Origin of the sequence: Emticicia sp. BO119 (assembly GCF_013912375.1) — a bacterium.
In the GTDB taxonomy this organism is placed as follows: domain Bacteria; phylum Bacteroidota; class Bacteroidia; order Cytophagales; family Spirosomataceae; genus Emticicia.
This window is the reverse complement of sequence record NZ_JACETV010000004.1, coordinates 494,202-516,616: the sequence shown is the minus strand read 5'-3', so window position 1 is coordinate 516,616 and position 22,415 is coordinate 494,202. Positions and strand designations below refer to the sequence as shown.

Genomic DNA, 22,415 nt, shown 5'->3' with positions numbered 1-22,415 from the left:
CAATGTGAGGAAGGGAATAAGAAGTGGGTTCTTAAAATTACTGAGCAGCAGTAACTTCTGTCAGGTTTACTTTTACGCCTGTGTAATAAAGCGTAGTTGTAGCTTCAAAGCCTGAATCTGTTCCTACTATTACCCAAAGGTTACCGTTAGCATCTGATTTACCTGTAAACTCACCAGTTCTTTTGATGATTTTGTATTTGTTTTCGGTTGTACCATTAGCTATATTACCAATCACTTTCATGTCCTGACCGCTGGTTGCCTGTTGCATTTTTTTGATATTCATCTCATAGCTCTTCGTAGTGGTATTTGCCACTTTCTTAGGTTCGATTGATGTCAGACCGATGCCCATATACACGCTTTCAGCCGGAGAGCCGCCTACACCAACAGAACCATCCGGTGCATTAGATGCAAACTCAACCTCAAATGTTCCTTTGTAAGTCTGACTGGCTTTTAGACCTGTCATCTTTTTGGTTAGAAACATAAACAAATCATCGCTATGATTATTACCCGAAACACGGAAACCTTTCTTCAATGTATCTAAAGGCGCTGGTAATTTTGCATCCTTTTTAGTTGATAATTCATAGAATGTTTCCTCACCTACCGGATAATCCGCAAAATCTGCACTCCAACCCGTTGTTGAAACATTAAACTGGTCATTTAACGATAGTTGTGGGGTGGTGGTTTCCTCTTTTGTACAAGAGAATAAAATAGCTACCGAAACGAGACTTAAAACGATTTTTTTCATTAATTTTTCTTTGGTTTATTTCCTACATAGATTCAGTTGAAAAAAAAATAGTTGGAATTAATTTTAAAAAACTGTTCAGAAAAAACCCTATCTCCCTGATTTTCAGGTGGATAAAAATCTAAAAAAACACGAAATTTTATTTTGTTGCGTGTAATTGAGCAGGCTCTTATGTGCTGTTGGCCTTATATTAATTCATTAGTTTTTCCTGGTAGAATCTATGTTAAAAGATTCATTTAATGGTATTTTATTTAATTATTGATGGCATCTTTTGATTTGTTTATCTGACAAACGTTTTGTCTGTAGCGAACACAAGGTTTGCTATTCAGTAAATCAATCAATGCCTATAATTCGAAAATTTTACCGGCATTTCTATTTTAGAAATTTGATTTCGATGTAAGAAGTTATTTGCTGTTATTTCGGATCAATCTCATATCTTAATTTATTGGCTTTAAAGCATTTATCTGCTTAAAACTTATCTAATATGAAAATGTGGTTGTAACTTTGCCCATTATTGTCATAGTATTGATTTTTTGTTTAATGAAGATGGTTGTACCTTATAAAGAAAAAGAAGCAGGAAAACGTGAGCAAATTGCAGAGATGTTTGACAACATTTCTCCTAAATATGATTTGTTAAACCGTTTGTTAAGTGTTGGTATTGACGTTTGGTGGAGAAAAAAAGCCATTTCGATGTTGCGTTCGGCCAAGCCTAAATTCATTTTAGATATTGCTACCGGAACCGGTGACCTTGCCGTTGAGGCTGTTAAACAACTGAAGCCTGAAAAAGTAATAGGTGTAGATATTTCGGAAGGTATGCTTGCTATGGGCCGAGAGAAAATGAAGAAGATTGGCATGGAAAATGTGATAGAACTCAGAAGTGGGGATTCGGAGAAATTACTGTTTGACAACAATACTTTTGATGCTGTCATCGTTTCTTTTGGAGTAAGGAACTTTGAGAATTTAGAGAAAGGGCTCACCGACATGAACCGGGTAACAAAACCCGGCGGTACTTGTCTGATCATAGAATTCTCGAAGCCTAAAACACCTATTATCAAGCAGTTATATTGGTTCTATAATTCTACTATCGTACCTTTAATCGGGAAACTCATATCAAAAGACAAAGCAGCTTACAGTTATCTGCCCGAGTCGGTTAAGGCCTTTCCTGAAGGAGATGATTTTCTTCGGGTTTTTGAAAAAGCCGGATTCACAGAAACGAAAAGTGTGCCGCTTACTTTTGGCATTTGTACGGTCTATCTTGGTAAGAAAAAGACCTGAGATTGCTATTGATTAATAGATGTAACCTTTTCTTAAAGTTTGAATGAAAAATATTAAGGTCTCCTTTTCACGTAATTTAACTTCATCATTAAAAAAGACCATCCTTGTTTCTAAGGGCTGTTTGATTCTATCTTTTGTAGCAATGCACTCTTTATCGGCCCAACAAAACAAACGGCTGTTTCAGGGAGATTATGATGCTAAAACCGTGAAATTCGGCTACTTTTTAGGCTTACCTTATACCAATTTCAATATCAGATTTAATAATTACTTTGTCAATAGGGATAAAGTTTATGCTATTACTTCACCCGGCACTATTGGTCTGAAAATGGGTGGATTGGCTAATGTACGCCTGAACGATTATTTCGACTTCCGTGTTCTGCCTACAGTAGCCATTTATGGAAGGAAATTAGAATATCGCTTTGCAGAGACTGATCCGTCAGACCCTGACAATGTAGTGGGCTTAGGAGAGAAAAAAGAATTGCGTGAAACTGCATGGTTTGAGCTACCGGTGATGCTAAAATATAAGTCGGAACGGAGAGGGAATGTACGTATGTATATTTTTGGAGGGCTACGATATGCTGTAGAAACCAATGCTGTAAACAGGAGAAATCGTCAGCAGTTTACGACCCGAACCAATGATTTTAGTATTGAATATGGTACGGGTATTGAGTTTTTCAGGGAGTACTTCAAGTTTTCGCCTGAAATCCATTTTTCTCATGGCCTTATTAACTTAATCAATCCTGCAACTGCGGCAGGCACTGCGATTGGTGGCATAGATAAACTGACCACTCATACAGTTACTTTATATATTTCATTTGAATAAATTATGAAATACGTTGCCATATTTCTTGTGCGTTTGTATCAGGCCGGGATTTCTCCCTGGTTTCCTGCCTCCTGTCGCTATACGCCTACCTGCTCCCAGTACTCGGTTGAGGCATTTCAGAAATATGGTTTTTTCAAGGGTTTATTACTCACTGTCAAGCGCATTGGCCGCTGCCATCCATGGGGTGGTCATGGATATGACCCCGTTCCATAATCCTCAGAATTTACTATATTTGCAAATCTTCTTCATCAACTATTGATTTTGAATCTGTTTAAACTTATTTCTTTCGACTACAAATGGCAGGTTTTCGATTATACTTCAGAGAAAATTTCGTACGTAGTTCTACTACGTCCTCAATTTTCTTTTCGTCTAATCGAAAACCTGCACATTTTCATCATTAAATAAAAAGTTTAAACAGGTTCATTTGTATTATATCAAGAATATTCTTGAAATTTCCTTTAATTATTGAAAATCAAGAGCTTAGCTCATTTTTACTACTAAAATAGTCTGTAAATTTGAGTTTGCAACAAAACCTCCCTAAAGCAATGACTCTCGAAGAGCGTAAGTTTCCAATCGGTAAATGGACACCCGAGAATAGCTATTCTGACGAAGCAATAGCTCAGAACATCAGCATTATTGAGCAATATCCGGCTAAGTATGAGCAATTGACAAAGAGCCTCTCCGCAGATGAGTTAGCAAAGTCGTATCGTGAAGGAGCATGGAGTATCCACAGTTTGGTGGTTCATATCTCAGATATGCACATCCTGCATTTTGCCCGTTTCAAACAGGCACTATGTGAAGATAATCCGCAAGGCTATGGCCCGAATATCAATGGCTGGGCCAATAATCCCGAAGTACCCAGTGTACCGCTGGCTGATGCACTCCTGTTACTGGAAGCTACCCATAAACGATGGACACATTTACTAAAAACGATGTCCTCCGAAGATTTCAGCAGAACTTTCTTTCATTTAGGCCGACAGATGAACCTGACTTTGGCGCAAGCCTTACACATGGCGGCATGGCATTGTGTGCATCATTTAGGGCATATTCAGATTGCTTTGGAGAATCCCGAATAAATATTCGTATCAATCAGACTTTTAACATCAATACCTATTATCGAGTTTTTGATTCATGACTAATAATCCTTATTTTATTATAGATTTCGACAGCACTTTTACGAAAGTTGAAGGGCTGGACGAGTTAGCCAATATCGCCCTGGCAGGCAATGCCAATCAGGAAAAAATTGTAGGCGAAATCAGAAAACTGACCGAAATGGGCATGAATGGCGAGATTTCATTTTCTGAAGCCCTGAGCAGAAGAATTGATTTACTGAAAGCCAATCGTGTGCATATTGATCAACTGGTGGATTTCCTGCATACCAAGGTATCAGACTCTTTTCAGAGAAATGAAAAATTCCTGCGTGAATATGCGGACAATATTTTAGTGGTTTCGGGTGGTTTTAAAGAGTTTATTGTACCTGTTGTAACAGAAATGGGGCTGAAACAAGAGAATGTCTATGCCAATACTTTTCAGTTTGATGATGAGGGTAATATCACAGGCGTAGACGATACCAATGTATTAGCCCATGAAAAAGGCAAGGTAAAACTTCTGGGCTCATTAAACCTGGATGGTGATGTATATGCCATTGGCGATGGTTATACCGACTACGAACTAAGAGCCTCGGGTTTAGTAAATCGTTTTTATGCTTTTACAGAAAATGTAGAACGTGAAAAGGTAATTGCCAAAGCCGACCATGTAGTGCCATCCTTAGACGAGTTTCTATATTTGAATAAACTGCCTCGCAGCCAGTCATATCCTAAGAGCCGTATCAAAGTGCTTTTATTAGAGAATGTGCATCCTGTGGCTGTAGAATCGTTTAAATATGAAGGTTTTGATGTAGAGTTTCATAAAGGTGCGATGGACGAAGCTGAACTGGCAGAGAAAATCAAGGGTGTATCTATTTTAGGGCTTCGTTCAAAAACCAATGTTACCAGAAAGGTTTTAGAAAATGCCGATAAACTGATGATTATTGGTGCTTTCTGTATTGGGACTAACCAGATTGATTTAAAAGCGAGTATCGAAAAAGGTATCGCCGTTTTTAATGCCCCTTATAGCAATACCCGTTCGGTAGTAGAACTGGCTGTTGGGGAAATGATTATGCTTATCCGGAATATCTTCGAGAAAAGCATTGGTATGCATGCCGGCAAGTGGGATAAATCAGCTAACAATAGCTTTGAAGTACGTGGTAAAAAATTAGGGCTGATAGGCTACGGACATATCGGCACACAGTTATCGGTTATCGGTGAGGCATTGGGTATGGAGGTATATTTCTACGACATTGTAGATAAAATGCCTATCGGCAATGCCAAGAAATGCCGCTCATTGGATGAGGTACTTCGAGTAGCAGATGTAGTGAGTATGCACATTGATGGCCGTAAAGAGAACATCAATATTTTTGGCAAACGTGAGTTTGAGTTAATGAAAAAAGGATCGATATTCCTGAATCTGGCCCGTGGCCATGTGGTTGATGTACCTGCTTTGGTAGAAGCTATCAAAGAGGGCAAAGTAGCAGGTGCCGGGGTTGATGTATTTCCGTACGAGCCTAAGACCAATAACGAAGAGTTTATCAGCGAATTAAGAGGTCTGCCAAACGTAATTCTGACGCCACATATTGGTGGAAGTACCGAAGAGGCCCAGGAAAGCATCGGGCATTATGTACCAGAACGTCTGTTGGAATTCATGAATAATGGTAGCACGACAGGCAGTGTCAATTTCCCGGAATTGCAATTGCCGTTATTGAAAGATTCTCACCGTTTATTGCATATTCATAAAAATGTACCGGGTATATTGGCAAAAATCAATAATATCTTTGCTAAACATTCAATCAATATCAACGGTCAATACCTGAAAACCAACGAGAAAATCGGTTATGTAATTATGGACATTGATAAAGGCTATACCGACGAGTTTGTGCAGGAGATTAAGGATATTGAAGAGACGATTAGGTTCAGGATGTTGTATTGATGGTGTATCACGATTTAAAAAATTATCATAAATCAAAAGCCCTGAAAGAAATCTTTCAGGGCTTTAATTTTATAATCTGATATTAACTATCAATCCTTTTTATCATAAATCGGGTCATACTGTAAGCCGTATTTATCTAATACGTCTTGCGGTACACCTTGCCAATCATTTGGGGTATTACCCATATATCCTAAATCATCGAAGCCCATACGGGTTGTATAGAAGCCTGTTACTGTCAGATTACGGATTTGTGAGAAAAACGCTGCCCCATGGCTGAATTCCGGTTTTACATCATCCGGGTACGCAATATCTTCTACTATCTCGATACGCTGTGCAGGCGTAATCTGTCCAAAAGATTTACCGAAGCGTTTGGTGCTATGGTTATCCAGCCATCTCAAACCACCTCTGATAGGTGTCTGATACTGTGGCATATCTTTTACAATAAACTCGATAAAAGCAGGCACACCTGCTTGTGTAGCACTGCCCGACTTACCTTCTGCCGGAATTATGATATCAGCTAAAATTCCGATAGTAGCCAACTCTGCCACAGTCAGGAATTTTTCAGCCATTATCTTTTTATCTCTCTCTATTTCTTCCGGAATACGCGCTGGGGTGGTTTTAAACGGCTTCGGGTCCGGTGGTGCTGCTACGAGGTCGGTGGTTGGTAAAACAGCCATTCCCAACGAGCTCAATGAAAGTGCTTTTAATGTGTCTCTACGTTTCATGTCTGGAAAATGGGTTTAAAGGTTTTTCGCTTTTCTCTGCTCAATGATGTAATCTGAAGTACGCCACGAACTGGCAAGGATTGTCCAGGTTACGTTTTTATCCCCCTGCGATACGAATGGCGCCGCATCTACTACAAACAGGTTCTTTACATCATGCGCTTGTTGCCAGCCATTGAGAGCCGATTTTTTAGGGTCATTGCCCATACGAACAGTTCCTACTTCGTGAATGATTTCACCCGGTTGAGCCAAGCCATAGTTATTACTTGCATCAGGTTTTCTACCCATCGGAATCCCCCCCATTGCATGGATAATCTGCTCGAAAGTATCCTGCATATGTTTGGCTTGTTTTATTTCGTTTTCGCTCCATTTATAGTGATAACGTAACGTTGGGATACCATATTTATCTACACTATTAGGATCAATCTCACAATAGTTTGACTCTAATGGAATAGGTTCTCCGCGACCTGCCATGCCGATATAAGCACCATATGTACGACGAATATCGTCTTTCAGACCCAGGCCATAACCACCTGCTTTTTTCTTATTGCCGTTTTTGTCGGTAATCAATCCGTTTACACGTTCAATACCCATACCAAAGCCAAAGCCCGGCATCCCCATACCGCCACCATACTCAATATGGTAACCACGAGGAAAATCAAGTTTTTTGTTATCTACCCACCATGGCGTAAATACGTGCATACCCCCTACACCATCTTCATTATAGCGTTTACGATCCATCAAAGCAGGGATAAATGCCGAACGGCTTGCACCTGTTGAGTCGTTCAGGTATTTACCGATTACACCGCTATCATTGGCTAAGCCTCTGGCAAATCTTGGCGATTTAGAGTTAAGCATGATACGGGCGGTTTCGCAGGTACTTGCTGCTAAGATTACAATTTTGCCTTTTACTGAATACTCTTTCAAATCAAGCTTGTTTACATACGAAACACCCGTTGATAGTCCAGTATTAGGGTCTGTCAATACCTCTCTTACCATCGCATTGTTAATCAGTGTAAGGTTACCTGTTTTAGCCGCAGGGATACATAATACTGATGATGACGAGAAATCGGCATAAGCCTGACAGGCTCTGCCACATTGAGCACAGTAGAAACAAGCCCCACGTGAATCGTTAATAGGTTTGGTAAGCATCGCCATACGAGATGGGATAACCGGAATACCAATGCTTGTAGCTGCTTTTTTCAACATCAACTCATGCAGACGTGGTTTCGGCGGAGGCAGGAAAATACCATCCGGTTCGTTACGGATACCTTCTTTAGTACCAAACAAACCAATCAATCTATCAACTTTATCATAATACGGTGCGTAATCGTCGTAGCTGGTAGGCCAGTCATCACCGATACCTGTTAATGAGCCTCTGCGGAAATCATCAGGGCCGAAACGCATCGAAATACGTCCCCAGTGGTTGGTTCTACCTCCCAACATTCTTGAACGGAACCAACGGAACTGAGTACCGGGCATAGCTGAGTATTGTTCGCCTTCGATGTCCCAGCCTCCCCAGGCAGCATCAAAATCACCAAACGGACGGGTGCGGGTACTTGCGCCACGACGAGGAGATTCCCAGGGATTTTTTAATTGTGTGATGTATTTAGGATCTGCTGGGTCGAAGTAACCGCCCGCCTCTAATAAGCAAACCTTTGCACCTGCTTTAGTTAGTTGGTATGCTGCCATACCTCCTCCTGCACCAGAGCCTACAATTACTACGTCATAGACCTTCGGTTGCTCTTTGATTTCAAATAGGTTCATGTTTAACCGGTCGTAAATAGAAGATTAAAAAATATTTCGAGTTTAAAAGTAGTACTTTTTTTACAAAAAAAAAGACCAATCAGTAGGCAAATTTTCTTTTGCGCAACATATATAAAATAATTCCAAATAAAATCACAACTACTAAAGGCAATGCAATGTTGATAATCTGCCATTTGGTGCGCTCATCACGCGTGCGTAATTTATCTAACGGGCGAAGTTTTACCTCTTTGCCACGGGCTTGTATAACCCCATTTTCATCAATCATATAATCAATGGCATTCATCACAAAGTCTTTATTACCAAATACGTGTTGGGTGGTTTTATCAAAACCCAATGGCAATGGATTACCCGTTTTAGGGCTTAAATCATTCACAATCAAGTCACCATCAGAGCAAACTAACATTTTAGTAGGCACGCTCTCAGCCTTGAATGATTTATATTGCGGGTCAGAAGGTAACAAACGATTTTTGTATAAAGATTCAAATTTTCCTTCCAATAAATAAGCTACAGTTTTTACACCACCATTATATTCATCCTGCTGGGTTTCTGTATGCGCTTCGTTATAGGTAACCAGTGCCGGGGCATTCAATACCTTGGTATAAGGGGTAGTCATTAATAAAGGTATCTTATTTACACCTGCTGCCTGCACCGTATCAATAGAGGCAACATACTTACAGAAAATCAAATCAAGGTTATTCGTAATCAGGCTTTTGCCAAAGTTGTTGATAACAGGGTAATATCGATAAGGAATCGGCTGTATATTCGGTCTGTCTCCCATATTCCCTACTACCATTGGTATAGCCGCAGAGCTTGCGCCATCTTTTACAATATTACTATTGATTCTGACGCCATATTTAAAGAATAAATCAGTCAGATTCAATTCTAAAGGCTGTGCAAAAGTACCTTCCAGACTTACTGAATCTACTTTGAGGCCATCAACAAAGAACAAAGCCCTGCCCCCATTCATCACATACTGGTCTATTTTGTATTTGGTACTATCATCAACCGGAAGAGTAGGCTTAGGCAGAATCAAAGCATCAAGCCCTCCAAAAGTAGGCGATTGTTTGGCATCTATGATGAATAAATCGTAACGCTCCTGTAAAGACGTAATCAAATCAGCAAAGCTGATAGGTTTCAGATTAGTAAACTCAGCCAATAAACCAATTTTCTTTTTCTCCTTCAAAGTCAACTTACGAATGGCAGTTGCCAGTTCATACTCTACATTTTCGTATGATTGGTTCAGTTTTTCTTGTGCCGTTCTCCCTTCCGTTCCTTTCAACAATTGCACTGGTACTTCTTTGCCCTCATAACTCACAGAAGCATATGGGAAAACAATATTCTCCACCTGACGGCCACCTTTAGTATCTATCACTCTTGAAGGTTGCATACCTTTTTTCATCAACTGGGCATAAAAGTCTTCCCGCTTTTTGGTATCGCTTTCAGCACTTGGGTCAATCGAACGAAACTCAATTTTAGTACCACCATATATCTGAAATTCCTCTAAAGTTTCATTGACAGCACGTTTCAGTCTTTCAAATCCGCCCGGTAATTCATCCCCATCCAGATATACCTTTATCAATATCTCTTTATCCAGATTTTCTAAGAGACTTTTTGTAGCATCAGAGATAGAATAGCGTTTTTCTTCGGTGAGGTCCAGGCGAAAGAATACAAAAGAGGCCAGTACATTTAGCAAGACAATTCCGCCAACAATAGCGAGGATTTTTATAAATTTACTTTTCATTAAGATAATCAGGGAGAACCTTTCTGTTTATTTTGCCAAAAATAAGATATTCATTCATCTCTTCCACATGTAAACATACTCTAATATGAAAACAGCCACATATTGGGTTGAAAAATACCATTTGCAGGCACATCCAGAGGGTGGATATTTTGCTGAAACGTATCGTTCGGCCGAAATCATTCCGCATGATGCTCTTCCTAAACGTTTTGAGGGAGAAAGAAATTTTAGCACAGGCATTTATTTTTTACTCGAAAGCCATCAGTTTTCTGCATTACACCGTATCAAGTCTGATGAAATGTGGCACTTTTATTACGGTTCGCCTTTGAATGTCTACTATATAGATAATCAAGGGTTTGTACAGACAATCAAATTAGGAGACAACCCAGAAAACGGAGAAGTTTTTCAGGCGGTAGTTCCGGCAGGTGTATGGTTTGGCAGTAAACCTGCCTTATCAAATAGTTATTCGCTGGTGGGCTGTACTGTTGCGCCAGGTTTTAGCTTTGCTGATTTTGAAATGGCAAGCCGGGAAAAACTAATGCAAGAGTACCCCGAACATAAAGAGATTATCAACATTCTGACTACTCAATAAAAAAAAGTGCAGGTTTCTTAAACCATTTGCACGATTATTTACCTTTGTACTGATATTTGTTTTTAATAATTCTTAATTATTTGTTGAAATGTTACAACGCCCTCAATCACTTTTACTGCTTCTTACTTCTATCTGTATGATTTTGTATTTAGCCACTCCGGTATGGCATAAGGTAGGTGTAGGAGAAGAAGCGATTTTGAATCCTTATTTTTTATTACACATGAAAGGCACGCTGGCCGAAGTAAACAAGCCTGTTTATTATCTGGCGATTCTGGCGGTACTTTCAGCAGGTACATCGCTTTTTACTATTTTTCAATATAAAAATCGTGTTCGTCAGATGCTTTTTGTAGCGCTTAATTCTCTTATTGGAGCTGCGTTATTAGGAACAACGGTTTACCATATTCAGTTTGAAGCGACCAAGTTTTTTGCACCAGACCAACAAGGAGAATTTGGTATTGGCTTCTGGGCTGCCTTTGTCGCTTTGGTATTCAACTGGATTGCGAATCGTTTGATTCGTAAAGATGAGAAAACTGTAAGAGACGCTGACAGAATGAGATAAAATTTCTGTACATACGTATCTAACCTATTATTACCTTGAAAATTGCCATAAAAACACTCAAAATCACAGGTCTTGTTATCCTGACGTTGGTTTGTCTGATTGGGGTTTATCTACTCTCTGCCTACGTTTTATCAAGAATAAGCGTAGATAGAGAAAGCCAGACCCAAAGTGATGTTCCGGTCTATATTCTGACAAATGGGGTGCATACAGATTTGGTTGTACCTATTAAAAACGAACAGATTGACTGGAGCCAGGAGGTGAAGTTTGTCAATACAACTGGTAAAGACAGTTTGTTTGAGTATGTGGCATTTGGCTGGGGAGATAAAGGTTTTTATTTAGAGACACCTACCTGGGCAGATTTGAAAGCCAGTACTGCGTTTAAAGCAGCATTTGCGCTGAGTACTTCTGCCATTCATGCGACTTTCTACAAAAGCATGAGAGAGGGAGCAGATTGTGTGAAGATAAATATTTCTAAAGAACAGTATTCCAGACTCATCAAATATATTCAGGAAAGCTTTACAACCGATTCGCAGGGACATCTGATGTATATTCAGACCAATGCGAATTATGGTAAAGAAGATGCTTTCTATGAAGCAAAAGGCAGTTATCATATCTTTCATACCTGCAATACATGGGCTAATAACGGGCTGAAAAGCTGTGGACAAAAAGCCAGCCTCTGGACACCTTTCGATACCGGAATTTTTTATCAATACACATCTAAATAAATAACAATATGTATCAAAAACCATCAGCAGCCTTTGTAGGGGCATCTTGGGTAGCATTAGGAGCCGGAATGGTCGGATTTCTGGTTGGCCTATGGCGCTCAGAGATGCTGCTTAATGAAAAAGGCTATTATTTTGCAGTATTAATGTACGGTTTATTCTCGGTTGTATCTGTTCAGAAGAGCGTAAGAGACCGCCTCGAGGGTATTCCTGTAACTGATATTTACTATGGTATCAGCTGGTTCTCTACCATCTTGTGTATAGTGCTACTGGCCGTAGGTCTCTGGAATGCCACCTTATTACCAAGTGAAAAAGGCTTTTATGCTTTCGCTTTCTTATTGGCATTGTTTGGCGCTATTGCCGTGCAGAAGAATACGAGAGATAGCACTCAGGGTAGTGGTAGTGAGAAAAGAAATTCTTAGTAAAACGGCATTAAATCCCTACGGGATTTAACTCGCATTTAAAGAAAAAGGCCAAATCAATTGATTGATTTAGCCTTTTTCTTTATTTCTATAACTTATGTACTAAACACGTTTACTGATATTATCATACATCTGTGTTAATGTTTCTTTCAAATCATATTTCCAGGTCCATTCAGGGTAGTGAGTTTTGAACTTGGTAAGGTCAGAAATATACCAGATATGGTCTCCGCTACGGTTATCTTCTGCATAGCTGAAACTCATTTTGTTTCCGGTGATTTCTTCACAAAGCGCAATTCCTTCCTGCATTGAGCAGTTAGCAAAACGGCCACCACCTGCATTATATACTTCACCCGGACGAGGGGCGTTATAAAAATGCCAGAACATATTCACTAAATCCCAGCTATGGATATTGTCACGTACCTGTTTGCCTTTGTATCCGAAGATAGTATAGTGATTTCCGGTAATGGCGCATTTCATTAAATAAGCTAAGAAACCATGTAGCTGTGCACCTGAGTGATTAGGGCCAGTTAAACAACCTCCACGGAAAACTGCCGTTTTCATGCCAAAGTAACGACCATACTCCTGTACCATCACATCGGCCGCTACTTTCGAGGCTCCAAAGATAGAGTGTTTCGAGTGGTCGATTGACATCAATTCATCAATACCATTTTTGTAATAAGGGTGAGTCTGGTCAATTTCCCAACGGGTTTCTAATTCTACCAATGGTAAGTAGTTTGGCGTATCACCATATACTTTATTAGTAGAAGTAAAGATAAATACGGCATCAGGACAATGCAGACGGGTCATTTCAAGCATTACTAAGGTACCATTGGCATTTACTGTAAAATCAGTAAAAGGCTCACGGGCAGCCCAATCGTGGCTTGGTTGAGCAGCTGTATGTACAATCAGTTTAATATCATTACCGTATTCCTGAAATATCTTACCGATTTGTTCTTCTGAACGAATATCTGCGTTGTAGTGCTTGTAATTGCTGAATTTTTCTTCCAGACGATTACGATTCCAATCTGTTGAAGCTTCCGAACCAAAGAAATAAGAGCGAAGATTATTATCAATACCTATAACCAAGTCAAATTTTTCTGCAAAAAAGGCTACCGATTCACTACCTATCAAACCTGCCGAACCTGTTACTAATGCTATGTTCATTTTGGGTTTTTTGTTTTATTTACGAAAGTGTGAAAAATAAAAATAGGCATATTACAAGCACGCAATAGCTAAGATGCTATCATGACTGTAATTTGCCTATTTGATGAGCTATGAATTAAGCTCCGGTTTTCCCATACAACTTTTCACGAATCTTGTTTGCTTCCGCCTCAAGTTCTGGTTTGGCCGTATATTTATTCTTTAATTGTCTCGCCGCAGAATCGGGGCTTACACCATAAACCCACTCATCTCCTTTGCGGACATCTTTTTGCTCTATATTATTATTATTCTGATACTTGCATGAAGTTAATGAAACTGCAACTACTGCAAATACTAACACGCTTAACTTTCTCATGTTAAAAATGATGTTCTTTAAATTTGCACAAATTTAAGTTCATGAATCCAAACTGCCAAAATAAATTGTATTTTTTAAATGCCTAAATTTTATTTATCCAGTAGATTTAATAAATTTACACATGGCACAATCACAAGAAGAAAAATTACAGAAAAGCCTCACGCCTACCTTATTGTGGGGTTTAGGGGTAGGTTACGTTATTTCAGGCATGTATTTTGGCTGGAATTTAGGGCTCGAAAAGGGCGGCACACTGGGTATGGCTATTGCCACCATAGTAGTAGTTATTTTATATATCACCTTTTCGTTAAGCTACGCCGAACTGGCTTGTGCTATCCCGAAAGCAGGCGGTGCTTTTGATTATGCCAATCGGGCATTGGGCAAAAAATGGGGATTTCTGGCAGGTATGTCTCAGAATATTGAGTTCCTTTTTGCCCCTCCGGCCATTGCTGTAGGTATCGGTTCTTATTTCAATGTTATTTTTCCTCAATTTTCAGTCACGGCTATTGCCATTACAGCTTATCTACTCTTTACTTTATTAAATGTATTAGGTACTCATTTAGCCTCTACGTTCGAACTGGTAATTACTGTGCTGGCAGTCTTGGGTATGATTATTTTCTGGATAGTCGTATTCCCTGATTTTGAAGTAAAAAACCTGAGCATTAATCCATTACCTAATGGTTGGGCTGGGGCTTTTGCGGCTTTGCCTTTTGCTATCTGGTTTTTCTTAGGCATTGAAGGGCTGGCCAATGTAGCCGAAGAATCGGTGCATCCACAAAAAGACATTACCTGGGGTTTTGGCTCTGCCATGACTACCCTGGTTATACTTTGTCTATTTACTTTTCTTGCAGCAGTAGGCGTAAATGGTTGGGAAGGGATTGTTTTCAAGGCTGACGGAAGTACTTCTGACTCACCACTACCAATGGCTATGGGTAAAGTAATAGGTAATAGCAGTGTGATTTACCAGATAATTGTTGGCATTGGTACGTGTGGATTGATTGCCTCTTTTCATGGTCTGGTGTTAGCTGCCGGACGTTCAACTTTTGAGTTCGGGCGTGTGGGTAACGCCCCTGAATTTTTAGGCAAGGTTCATCCAAAATTCAAAACTCCAGCCAATGCTTTATTACTGAATATGGTCTTAGGAATAGCAGCCTTGTTGAGTAATTCTACTGCCGACATAATCATTCTTTCGGCTTTTGGTGCTTTAACTATGTATATTTTTTCGGTTGTTTCTCTATTAGTTTTACGAAAAAAAGAACCTGAGTTAAACAGACCTTTCCATGTGCCATTGTATCCGCTTTCTCCGATTGTAGCTTTAGTGATTGCTTCTATTGCCTTGCTGGCAATGATTATTTATAATCCTATGCTGGCACTTGTCTTTTTTGCTATATTAATTGGGAGTTTTTTACTGGCAACTGTGCTGAAGAGGGTGTAGCATTATATTTCGATTTTTTAAATCTATAAAATGATAAAAGCGCTCAATGAAGCATTGAGCGCTTTTGAATAAATAAACACTTCTACACCCTCAAAAACACCTTCTTATCATACATAAACTTCAAAAATAACCATTTAGCAGCAATTACCCCTGCGGCAATCACTACGCCATAATAATTTTCTCCCATAATATCCCCCAACCATTGAAATAAGCCCTTAGAAGTATAATACCAGTTAATGAATCTCCCTGACATATAAATCAAAATAGAGTTTGTACCAATAATCATGAAGAAATATGCCCAACGTCGGAAACCCAATACATCAATTACATAATAGAAAATAGCTAAAAGCAATAAACTACAGCCTCCCACATAGAGTACGAATGAACTCGACCAGAGGTTCTTATTAATTGGAAAGAATAAATCCCAGAAACCGCCGATTATCAGACAAACCACCCCGGCAAGTGCTAATGATGGTGCTTTACGGGCTTTATCCATTGGATTGTTTTTCAGGAAATTGCCTGCAAAAATCCCTAACAAACCTGTTCCGATAGCTGGAATAGCTGATACCAATCCCTCAGGGTCGTGAATATCTCTGTGTAAGTGCCCTGGAAGAATACTTCTGTCAATCCAGGAGGCGAAGTTGCCTTCCATAGTTAAATCTCCCATGGGAAAACCCGGTGCAGAAGTAAATTTTAATAATAGCCAATAGCCAATCAATACTACCGCAAACCAGATATACTGGAATCTTTGACTGGCATATAAATAAATGATAGAAGCAAACATATACGCTATCCCTATACGTCCTAATACACTTGGGAAACGCACCTCTGCCAATGGCTTAATGTGTAAGCCATTATTATAGATAATCCCGAATAGTACCAGGATAAGCCCACGTTTCACTACGCGCATTAATAATTTGGATTTATCCGTTCCTTTTTCTAAATCACGGCCGACAGAATAAGGGGTAGATACGCCAGACATAAACAGGAATAGCGGAAAAATAAGGTCATAAAAACGAAAGCCATTCCAATCTACGTGCGAGAGTTGGGTAGCTATCCAGGTAGTTGCCGGGTGATTAGTAGCTTCAGCTAATTCATGGAAAAAATCTTCTGCACCCATTATCCAGAACATATCAAAACCTCGTAGTGCATCTAACGAATAGAGTCTTTGTGAAGAGGAGCTTTCACTCATTTTTTTAGGGCTTAGGTTTAAAACTTAAATGTACACATTTTACTAAATTCTTATACATTAAAAAAGATATTTATGACTACTATATTCTTAGATTAATAACTGCTCATTTTGAAGTGTTGAATGCAAACGTTTTAAATCTATTCTCATTTTTTTGAGTCTTGCTTCAAAGTCTAATATATCTTTTATTTGTAGAAAACTATTATTTACCCATGCTAATCAGACTTGCTACTCCAGCCGATGCACCTCGCCTGCGCGAACTGTCAGAAATTACCTTCCGGGATACTTATACTACCTACAATACACCCGAAAATATGGATAGACACGTAGCTAAAAATTTCACACTACAACAAATAGAAACAGAATTGCATGACTCAGCCAATCAATATGTTGTTTGTGAAAATGAGGGTGAATTGATAGCTTTTGTTAAGCTTGTGAAGAATCATTCAACGAAAGGATTGACCGAAAAAAAAGTAGTAGAAATAGAGCGGATTTATGTATTGAAAGCTTTTCACGGACAACAATCAGGCAGAAAACTAATTGATTTTTGTACGGATTGGGCAAAAGAGCAAGGCTTTGAGATAATATGGTTAGGTGTTTGGGAACATAACCCCAATGCCATAAAATTTTATGAAAAGATGGGTTATGTACGATTCGGAGAACATACTTTTACATTAGGCGATGATGTGCAGACAGATTTTGTGATGAAGAAGTATATAAGATAGATTTAACTTATGCTCATTTATACTTGGTAGTCATGTGCTTTCGACCGTGCGGCGGCCGCTCAAAGGCATTATCCTAAGAATTGAAAGCACTAAGTAATTACACAAAAAATCATCCCTACTCCGGTATCTCCATCCTGATACGCCATTCTTTAGGTAGATAATTATTGATTCTATCGCCTATCAATTTCATAAACCCTAAGTTTAAGCCTTGGTAATGAGCCAATAGCCAGCCTTTTGGTTGATGGGATAAATCAACACCCAGATTTTCTTTTTTAAGAAATTTCAAGGCATCTTCTTTTGAGAGTTCAACTGCTGGCAAATCTTTAGCTATAACAGTGCTTAAAGCTAAATCATGGCTTGGAATAAAATCAGTGCCTTTGAACTGTCCGATTTCTAAGCCTGAGGAACGCTTATGTAATGCTCTAAAAATTACCGAATACTCATTACTTAAATTAGCCGGAATAGCTACTATCTGTCCATCAGGTTTTTCATAGTATTCAAAGGCATTAGGTATTTCTAACCATTCTTTCAGTACGTCTATTTTTTTTTGAGGTAATCGGTTTAACTTAATTTTTCCTCTTGCCTCCTGTTTCTCTCCTCTGGTTTTTCTGAAAACTGATATATAAAAGCCTTCTCCACGTACTTTATGCGGGAAAAACTGATAGCCATATTTCTTTTCTACAATTCCCCAATCGGCAGGTATTTGTAATTTTATATGCTCAAAATCTGCTACCTGTGTCAGCCATTGGGCATTTAATTCATTCTCCTTTTCATTATAAGTACAGGTAGAATAGCACAGAATTCCTCCCGGAGCAACCAGCATAGCTGCTGCCTGCAAAATTCTTTTCTGACGGGCACTGCATAATTGCACACTATTCTCTGACCATTCGTTCATGGCATCGGGGTCTTTTCTGAAAAGCCCTTCTCCTGAGCATGGGGCATCAGTCAAGACTACATCAAAGAAACCCTCTAAATCAATCATTTCCTCTGGGTCATGATTACTCACTATATAATTCGGGAATCCCCATTTTTCCAGATTCTCTTTTAATACACCTATTCTGCTTTTAATTACCTCGTTGGCAACTAACAGGCTATTATTATTTAATAAGGATGCCAATAAGGTGCTTTTACCCCCTGGAGCAGCGCACAAGTCCATTACTCTGAGCGATTTCGAAGTATCAACTGTCTGTCTGATGGCCTCTGCTACAAACATTGAAGATGCCTCCTGTACATAATAGGCTCCGGCATGAAATGCTGGGTCGAGCGTAAAAACTGGTCTTTCCGCCAGGTAATGGGCATTCCGGTGCCACAAAACATTACCATTTGTTATAACGGGTTCTGAGGTCTTTTTCCTGTTATTCAGTCTGATAGTAACAGGTGTCGGTTCGGCCAGACTTTCTACAAAAGCCCGGTATTCTTCTCCTAAAATGTGCTGCATTTGCAGCGAAAATGCTTCCGGTAATTTCATTAACTTTTCGTTAACAACAATTCTGCAACGCTGCCAGTCTAAACGACATCTTGCTTACACAATCATTATTTTCATTTAAAAATATCTGCCTATTGCAAGACCAATACTCATTTTTTACACAAATTTATAAAACCTGAATTAAAAATGAGAACCATTTTCAAAACACTTGCATTGTTGCTAATTGCTCACTTATCATTCGGCCAAACTATACAGATAGGTGCACGAGGCGGAGCTAACTGGTCGACCATGACTAAATTCGACTTAATCGAAAACATTACGCCTACTTTCAGGCTCATGCCTTCAGGCGGAGCCGCGTTTTTTGCTGAATTTCCGATTACTGAACAGTTTTCTATCAGACCTGAATTTGCCTATACCCAGAAAGGTTTTCTGGTGAAAGAATCGCTAAATATGAGTGGGACAGAATTTCTGGGAGTAGATATTCCTATCGGCGGAACCTTAGCCTTTAAAACCAATTATATCGAACTACCTGTTTTAGCTAAACTTAAATTAGGCGACCCTTCGCTACCGCATGGGTATTTAATTATTGGTCCGTCTGTCGGGTATATGACCGATGCTAAAGCAATCATTCGGGTACTTGGTCTTTTTCCACTAAAACCATCTATCGGCACAGATTACTTCCATCGTTTTGAACTAAGTGGCGTTGGAGCTTTGGGTTTTGAAGTTCCAGTTGGTAATGGGAATATATTCATTGAAGGCCGCTACCAACATGGGTTTTCAAGAGTATTAGATATTTCTTTATTAGAATTGCCTGTTCGTAATCGGACGGTAGGTGTTTCGGCAGGTTTTTCATTCCCAATCGGGTATCGCGAATAAAAAGAAAGCCCCTCATGAGAGAGGGGCTAATTTTACTTAAACACCGAATCAAAATCGTGCGACAAATTAGATTTGTACACGTTTGAATGATGTAACTTTCAAACCTTTTTGTGTATTTTCAAGTAATTGAGCAATATTGATAGAGTTATCTTTTACAAACTCCTGGTTCAACAAAGTATTTTCTTTGTAGAATTTACCCAATTTACCCATCGCAATTTTCTCTAACATTGCTTCTGGTTTACCTTCCTGACGAGCGATATCCATACCGATTTCAATTTCTTTTTGAACAATCGCAGGGTCTACATCATCCTTATCCAGACCTACTGGTTTCATAGCAGCAATTTGCATGGCAATATCTTTACCAACTTCTGTTACATCGTTACCTTGAGTATTGCCAAATGCTACTAATACACCCAATTTACCAGTTGAGTGGTTATAAGAAACAACCTGGTCTGCTTCTACTTGCGCATAATCAGTAATTACTAATTTCTCACCGATTTTACCTACCAGTTCAGTAATGCTTTCGGCAACTGTACGGCCGTCTGCTAAAGCAAAAGCCAATAAAGTTTCTTTATCTTTTATGTTGTTAGCCACACCAGCCGCAAGAATATCATCGGCTAATGTACGGAAAGCCTCTACTTTAGAAACTGGTTCAGTTTCACAAGCAAGTGCTAATATAGTAGCGGTTTTGCCGTCTTCGCTTACATTTGTTAATACAATACCTTCTTTGGTCTCGTTGTCAGCACGTTTAGCTGCTACTTTCTGACCTGCTTTACGAAGAATCTCTACGGCTTTTTCGAAATCGCCTTCAGCTTCTGTTAAAGCTTTTTTGCAGTCCATCATACCTGCTCCGGTCATCTGACGGAGTTTATTTACATCTGCTGCTGTAATATTCATGTTTTTATAAAATATAAAGAGTTTCTAAAAAGATTTAATCAATCAAAACATTGATTTTTGATAAAAAACCGCTAAGGGCTTCTATTCGGGGTGCAAAATTACAAGTTTTTTTGTTAAAACCAAAGCGTAATCTTTTTAGAAAAAGAATTTATATATTGCTAATATGGGATGCTATTGTGGAAATTTCTCTGCTACCATTACAGCGAATGAAACGTGAGGTAATATGTATTGATTTCAATCACAAATTCGAGAAAAGAGCGGCTAAAAACACAACGACAATTATACCTAATAATAGTAGTGCGGCCCCTAAAACAATACCAATCACAGCTAAAATCCTTTTGGATGTACTTCTTAAGCTGATAATACCTGTAATCATAGCTGCCAAACCGAGAACAATACCTATCCAACCGCCAAAGAGCAATGCTACTATGCCTACTAATCCAAGAATCAGAGAGACTATGGCTAAGGTATCATCCGAATTTGATTTAGTTTTGCTAATATCTGTAGAAGTAGCTGATTTTTCAGAGACATATTTAGACAATTTATTGAGTTGCCGGAAAGTCTTTACTTTCTGGATCAATGTTAGTTTTTTCTTACCAGTTAAATCCAGATTAAGTGGTTTTGTTGCATCTAAAGCTGGTTTTTCTGTCTTGGGGGTTACTTCAGTTTCTACTATTATAAGCGCCTCGTTATTAGCAGAAACATTTTCTGTAGGCGGAGCAGGTAATTCAATTTCATCATTTGTTACTGTAGCATCAGTAGGCTTTACTTCTGAATTTGTTGTTGTTATTCTGGCTTTTTTAAGATTGTGTGAATAATCGGCTTGAAAACCATTCTGAAAAGAAGCGTATTGTTTTTTCTGGCATGACATCAACGAAAGTAAAAAAAAGCTAAAAAGGAAAAGGAGAGTTTGCTTCATGATTGGTAATAGGTTTTAAATTGAAAGATTATACCGGATTTTACTAAAAACAATATTCGCAACAAAATGTTAGATTATCTGCTGTAATTGTGTTCGTTAGCTTACCAAGTCATAAACTAACGCCGCTATCCGTAACGGGCTTTATTGGTTTTCTTGAGTGTATCTTTTATCTGTCTATTATTATCAGATTGTTTTATTCGTAAACCAACTTGTTTAAGCCTGAAAAAAGCTTTATTCATCTACAAAAACCTATTTTTTGTCGACGACAGCCAAAATCCGCTAAGTAAATTTTATTAAAAAATATTTCTGAAAAAACTCGTTTTTTTAAAATAGCATAGTATATTGCGAACATAATAAAAAACTATTCTTTTGACCATTTTAAAACCATTTAAGTAAATGAAAGGAAAATTATCTATTATCTTCGCAACAGCCATTTCTTTCTTCTTTGTAGCTTGCCAAAAGAAACAATATGCGTATGTTCAACAAGGGAAAGTTGACACTTATGCCTATACTCAAGCGCCAAAAGCAAAGGTGGTAGAAGCGACTCCAACTGCGGTTGAAAATGCCCCAGTTGTTGCTTCAGAAGAAATTGCTACAGCAGCTATCGTAAACCCTACAGAATCACTGACAGCATCTAACGATGTTACTACTCCTCAAGTTGAAGCATTGAAATATGATGAAAAAAGCATCAATGCTGAGTTTGAAAAATTAAACAAACTGGAAGAATATGTAAATACCAACGAAGGTACTACATTGGCCGATGTACAGGATTCTGAACTTACTAAAGATTTGAAACTGGATACTAACGTAACTTCAACAGTTGCCGCAGGTGATCTTCCATTAAACATTCCTGCATTCTGGTGGGGTTGTGTATTGGGCTTAGTAGGTGTATTAGTTGTGTATATCGTAACAGACCAAGACAAAGATCAAACTAAAAGAGCATTGTATGGCTGTTTAGTTTGGGTTGGTGTATGGTTATTGTGGTGGATTTTCGTTGTATTAATCGGTGGCGGAAGATTCTTCTTTTAATTAATATAAAATCGATATTG

At 38.8% G+C, this 22,415-nt stretch carries 23 protein-coding genes; 13 read left to right on the top strand and 10 right to left on the bottom strand.

Going from position 1 to position 22,415, the window contains the following annotated elements; all coding sequences use genetic code 11:
- Window positions 1–37: 37 nt before the first annotated feature.
- The gene (locus H1R81_RS16065) at window positions 38–745 is read right to left on the bottom strand and encodes a hypothetical protein (protein WP_181841757.1); all 708 of its coding nucleotides are present in this window, start codon (window positions 743–745) and stop codon (window positions 38–40) included.
- Between the two features lie 537 nt (window positions 746–1,282).
- Between H1R81_RS16065 and ubiE the strand changes: the two genes are divergently transcribed.
- From ubiE to serA, 5 genes are all read left to right on the top strand, one after another.
- Window positions 1,283–2,017 (top strand): bifunctional demethylmenaquinone methyltransferase/2-methoxy-6-polyprenyl-1,4-benzoquinol methylase UbiE, encoded by a 735-nt coding sequence (gene ubiE, locus H1R81_RS16060; protein ID WP_181841756.1) that lies wholly within the window; start codon window positions 1,283–1,285, stop codon window positions 2,015–2,017.
- A 142-nt stretch (window positions 2,018–2,159) separates the two neighbouring features.
- On the top strand, window positions 2,160–2,840 hold the full coding sequence (locus H1R81_RS16055; protein ID WP_181841755.1) for a porin family protein: 681 nt from the start codon (window positions 2,160–2,162) through the stop codon (window positions 2,838–2,840).
- 3 nt (window positions 2,841–2,843) lie between these two features.
- The gene (gene yidD / locus H1R81_RS16050) at window positions 2,844–3,053 is read left to right on the top strand and encodes a membrane protein insertion efficiency factor YidD (protein WP_181841754.1); all 210 of its coding nucleotides are present in this window, start codon (window positions 2,844–2,846) and stop codon (window positions 3,051–3,053) included.
- Between the two features lie 332 nt (window positions 3,054–3,385).
- Window positions 3,386–3,916, top strand: coding sequence for a DinB family protein (locus H1R81_RS16045; RefSeq protein ID WP_181841753.1), 531 nt, complete (start codon window positions 3,386–3,388; stop codon window positions 3,914–3,916).
- 55 nt (window positions 3,917–3,971) lie between these two features.
- Window positions 3,972–5,864: a phosphoglycerate dehydrogenase gene (gene serA, locus H1R81_RS16040; protein WP_181841752.1), complete on the top strand. Its 1,893-nt coding sequence runs from the start codon at window positions 3,972–3,974 to the stop codon at window positions 5,862–5,864.
- An 89-nt stretch (window positions 5,865–5,953) separates the two neighbouring features.
- Here the strand turns inward: serA and H1R81_RS16035 are convergent, their stop codons facing one another.
- From H1R81_RS16035 to gldG, 3 genes are all read right to left on the bottom strand, one after another.
- On the bottom strand, window positions 5,954–6,589 hold the full coding sequence (locus H1R81_RS16035) for a gluconate 2-dehydrogenase subunit 3 family protein (RefSeq protein WP_181841751.1): 636 nt from the start codon (window positions 6,587–6,589) through the stop codon (window positions 5,954–5,956).
- A gap of 15 nt (window positions 6,590–6,604) precedes the next feature.
- Entirely contained in the window at window positions 6,605–8,353 is a 1,749-nt protein-coding gene (locus H1R81_RS16030; RefSeq protein WP_181841750.1) for a GMC oxidoreductase, read from the bottom strand.
- Between the two features lie 79 nt (window positions 8,354–8,432).
- Window positions 8,433–10,094, bottom strand: a complete 1,662-nt coding sequence (gene gldG, locus H1R81_RS16025) for a gliding motility-associated ABC transporter substrate-binding protein GldG (RefSeq protein WP_181841749.1) — start codon at window positions 10,092–10,094, stop codon at window positions 8,433–8,435.
- Window positions 10,095–10,179: 85 nt separating this feature from the next.
- Between gldG and H1R81_RS16020 the strand changes: the two genes are divergently transcribed.
- From H1R81_RS16020 to yiaA, 4 genes are all read left to right on the top strand, one after another.
- Window positions 10,180–10,683 carry a cupin domain-containing protein gene (locus H1R81_RS16020; protein ID WP_181841748.1) on the top strand — a complete coding sequence of 168 codons (504 nt, stop codon included), beginning with the start codon at window positions 10,180–10,182 and terminating at the stop codon, window positions 10,681–10,683.
- An 88-nt stretch (window positions 10,684–10,771) separates the two neighbouring features.
- Entirely contained in the window at window positions 10,772–11,242 is a 471-nt protein-coding gene (locus tag H1R81_RS16015; RefSeq protein ID WP_181841747.1) for a DUF4293 domain-containing protein, read from the top strand.
- Window positions 11,243–11,277: 35 nt separating this feature from the next.
- Window positions 11,278–11,967, top strand: coding sequence for a TIGR02117 family protein (locus H1R81_RS16010; protein WP_229251140.1), 690 nt, complete (start codon window positions 11,278–11,280; stop codon window positions 11,965–11,967).
- A gap of 8 nt (window positions 11,968–11,975) precedes the next feature.
- Window positions 11,976–12,386: an inner membrane protein YiaA gene (gene yiaA / locus H1R81_RS16005; protein WP_181841746.1), complete on the top strand. Its 411-nt coding sequence runs from the start codon at window positions 11,976–11,978 to the stop codon at window positions 12,384–12,386.
- Window positions 12,387–12,488: 102 nt separating this feature from the next.
- Here yiaA and H1R81_RS16000 read toward each other — a convergent pair whose 3' ends face one another.
- Together H1R81_RS16000 and H1R81_RS15995 are read right to left on the bottom strand one after the other, a co-directional pair.
- Window positions 12,489–13,550, bottom strand: coding sequence for an NAD-dependent epimerase/dehydratase family protein (locus H1R81_RS16000; RefSeq protein ID WP_181841745.1), 1,062 nt, complete (start codon window positions 13,548–13,550; stop codon window positions 12,489–12,491).
- A 115-nt stretch (window positions 13,551–13,665) separates the two neighbouring features.
- Window positions 13,666–13,902 carry a hypothetical protein gene (locus H1R81_RS15995; protein WP_181841744.1) on the bottom strand — a complete coding sequence of 79 codons (237 nt, stop codon included), beginning with the start codon at window positions 13,900–13,902 and terminating at the stop codon, window positions 13,666–13,668.
- 121 nt (window positions 13,903–14,023) lie between these two features.
- Here H1R81_RS15995 and eat point away from each other — a divergent pair, with 121 nt between their 5' ends.
- Window positions 14,024–15,334, top strand: a complete 1,311-nt coding sequence (eat, locus tag H1R81_RS15990) for an ethanolamine permease (protein WP_181841743.1) — start codon at window positions 14,024–14,026, stop codon at window positions 15,332–15,334.
- Between the two features lie 82 nt (window positions 15,335–15,416).
- Here the strand turns inward: eat and H1R81_RS15985 are convergent, their stop codons facing one another.
- Complete coding sequence (locus H1R81_RS15985; RefSeq protein ID WP_181841742.1) at window positions 15,417–16,526, bottom strand: acyltransferase family protein; 1,110 nt, start codon at window positions 16,524–16,526, stop codon at window positions 15,417–15,419.
- Between the two features lie 209 nt (window positions 16,527–16,735).
- Here H1R81_RS15985 and H1R81_RS15980 point away from each other — a divergent pair, with 209 nt between their 5' ends.
- Window positions 16,736–17,248: a GNAT family N-acetyltransferase gene (locus tag H1R81_RS15980; RefSeq protein WP_181841741.1), complete on the top strand. Its 513-nt coding sequence runs from the start codon at window positions 16,736–16,738 to the stop codon at window positions 17,246–17,248.
- Window positions 17,249–17,363: 115 nt separating this feature from the next.
- Here H1R81_RS15980 and H1R81_RS15975 read toward each other — a convergent pair whose 3' ends face one another.
- Window positions 17,364–18,716, bottom strand: a complete 1,353-nt coding sequence (locus tag H1R81_RS15975; RefSeq protein WP_181841740.1) for a methyltransferase RsmF C-terminal domain-like protein — start codon at window positions 18,714–18,716, stop codon at window positions 17,364–17,366.
- Between the two features lie 144 nt (window positions 18,717–18,860).
- On the opposite strand from H1R81_RS15975, the gene H1R81_RS15970 reads away from it, so the two are divergent.
- Window positions 18,861–19,550 carry a porin family protein gene (locus H1R81_RS15970; RefSeq protein WP_181841739.1) on the top strand — a complete coding sequence of 230 codons (690 nt, stop codon included), beginning with the start codon at window positions 18,861–18,863 and terminating at the stop codon, window positions 19,548–19,550.
- 66 nt (window positions 19,551–19,616) lie between these two features.
- Here H1R81_RS15970 and tsf read toward each other — a convergent pair whose 3' ends face one another.
- Complete coding sequence (gene tsf, locus H1R81_RS15965; protein ID WP_181841738.1) at window positions 19,617–20,447, bottom strand: translation elongation factor Ts; 831 nt, start codon at window positions 20,445–20,447, stop codon at window positions 19,617–19,619.
- A 238-nt stretch (window positions 20,448–20,685) separates the two neighbouring features.
- Window positions 20,686–21,366 (bottom strand): DUF4190 domain-containing protein, encoded by a 681-nt coding sequence (locus tag H1R81_RS15960; RefSeq protein WP_181841737.1) that lies wholly within the window; start codon window positions 21,364–21,366, stop codon window positions 20,686–20,688.
- Window positions 21,367–21,762: 396 nt separating this feature from the next.
- Between H1R81_RS15960 and H1R81_RS15955 the strand changes: the two genes are divergently transcribed.
- On the top strand, window positions 21,763–22,395 hold the full coding sequence (locus H1R81_RS15955; protein ID WP_181841736.1) for a hypothetical protein: 633 nt from the start codon (window positions 21,763–21,765) through the stop codon (window positions 22,393–22,395).
- The last annotated feature ends 20 nt before the right edge of the window (window positions 22,396–22,415 follow it).